At 74.1% G+C, this 1,649-nt stretch carries 2 protein-coding genes; both read right to left on the bottom strand.

Features of this window, described 5'->3' with window-relative positions; all coding sequences use genetic code 11:
* A partial coding sequence (locus ACFCZF_RS40840; protein ID WP_376675986.1) for a shikimate kinase occupies positions 1-467 on the bottom strand: 467 nt, incomplete at its 3' end.
* The gene (aroC, locus tag ACFCZF_RS40835; RefSeq protein ID WP_376675985.1) at positions 464-1,648 is read right to left on the bottom strand and encodes a chorismate synthase; all 1,185 of its coding nucleotides are present in this window, start codon (positions 1,646-1,648) and stop codon (positions 464-466) included. The genes ACFCZF_RS40840 and aroC, both read right to left, overlap by 4 nt.
* Between the last annotated feature and the right edge of the window lies 1 nt (position 1,649).

The raw sequence follows: 1,649 nt of genomic DNA, 5'->3' as shown, positions 1-1,649 counted from the left end.
GGCGTACGCCCGTCGGTGGCCACGACGACCGTGGCGACCTCCTCGTACAGGTGGCGGCGGGCCTCCATCAGCTCGCGCCACTGTCTGCGCGGGTTGACCGCCAGCAGCGGGCGCGCGGCGTTCAGGCCGGTGCGCTTGACGGCCTCCTCGACGTCCATCGAGAGGTAGACGACGCGCTGCCCGGCGAGCAGTCCGCGCGTGTCCGCGTCCAGGATCGCGCCGCCGCCGAGGGCGAGGACGCCGTCGTGCTCGGCGAGCGCCCGGTGCACGGTCTGCTTCTCCAGTGCCCGGAAGGCCGCCTCGCCCTCGTCGACGAAGATGTCGGCGACGGTGCGCCCCTGCCCGGTGACGATGTCCTCGTCCGTGTCCCGGTAGCCGACGCCGAGCCGGTCGGCCAGCAGCTGTCCGACGGTGGATTTGCCGACGCCCATCGGGCCGACGAGGACGATGACCGGGGCCCCGGTCATCGGATGGCCAGGTTGTCGAGGTACGAGGTGACGTTGCGGCGGGTCTCGGCCACGCTGTCGCCGCCGAACTTCTCCGCCACCGCGTCCGCCAGGACCAGGGCGACCATCGCCTCGGCGACGATGCCGGCGGCGGGCACCGCGCACACGTCGGAGCGCTGGTGGTGGGCCTGCGCGGCCTCGCCGGTGGCGACGTCCACCGTCTGCAGGGCCCGCGGGACGGTCGCGATCGGCTTCATGGCCGCCTTCACGCGCAGCAGCTCGCCGGTGGTGAGACCGCCCTCGGTGCCGCCGGAGCGGCCGGACGCCCGCTTGATGCCGTCGGGGCCGGTGAGGATCTCGTCGTGTGCCTGGGAGCCGGGCACCCGGGCCAGTCCGAAGCCGTCGCCGACCTCGACGCCCTTGATGGCCTGGATGCCCATGAGGGCGGCGGCCAGCCGGGCGTCCAGCCGGCGGTCCCAGTGCACGTGCGAGCCGAGCCCGACCGGGACGTCGTAGGCCAGCACCTCGACCACGCCACCGAGGGTGTCGCCGTCCTTGTGCGCCTGGTCGATCTCCGCGACCATCGCCTTCGAGGCGTCCGCGTCCAGGCAGCGCACGGGGTCGGCGTCCAGCTTCTCCACGTCCGCCGGCGTCGGGTACACGCCGTAGGGAGCCTTGGCGGCGGCCAGCTCGACGACGTGGCTGACGACCTCGATGCCGGCCGTCTCCTTCAGGTACGACCGCGCCACCGCGCCCAGTGCCACCCGGGCGGCGGTCTCCCGCGCGGAGGCGCGCTCCAGGATCGGCCGGGCCTCGTCGAAGCCGTACTTCTGCATGCCCGCGAGGTCGGCGTGGCCGGGGCGGGGGCGGGTCAGCGGGGCGTTGCGCGCCAGACCGGCCAGCACCTCCGGGTCCACCGGGTCGGCGGACATGACCTGCTCCCACTTGGGCCACTCGGTGTTGCCGACCATGACCGCGACCGGGGAGCCGAGGGTGAGCCCGTGCCGGACGCCGCCGAGGAAGGTGACCTCGTCCCGCTCGAACTTCATCCGCGCGCCGCGACCGTAGCCGAGCCGCCGCCTCGCCAGGTGGTCCGCGACCATGTCCGTGGTGATCGGTACGCCGGCGGGCAGGCCCTCCAGCGTCGCGACGAGTGCGGGACCGTGGGACTCCCCCGCGGTCAGCCAGCGCAACCTGCTCAAC

The organism is Streptomyces sp. NPDC056296 (assembly GCF_042268605.1).
In the GTDB taxonomy this organism is placed as follows: Bacteria; Actinomycetota; Actinomycetes; order Streptomycetales; family Streptomycetaceae; genus Streptomyces.
The sequence above is the reverse complement of the archived record's forward strand: the minus strand, read 5'-3'. Positions and strand labels throughout refer to the sequence as shown.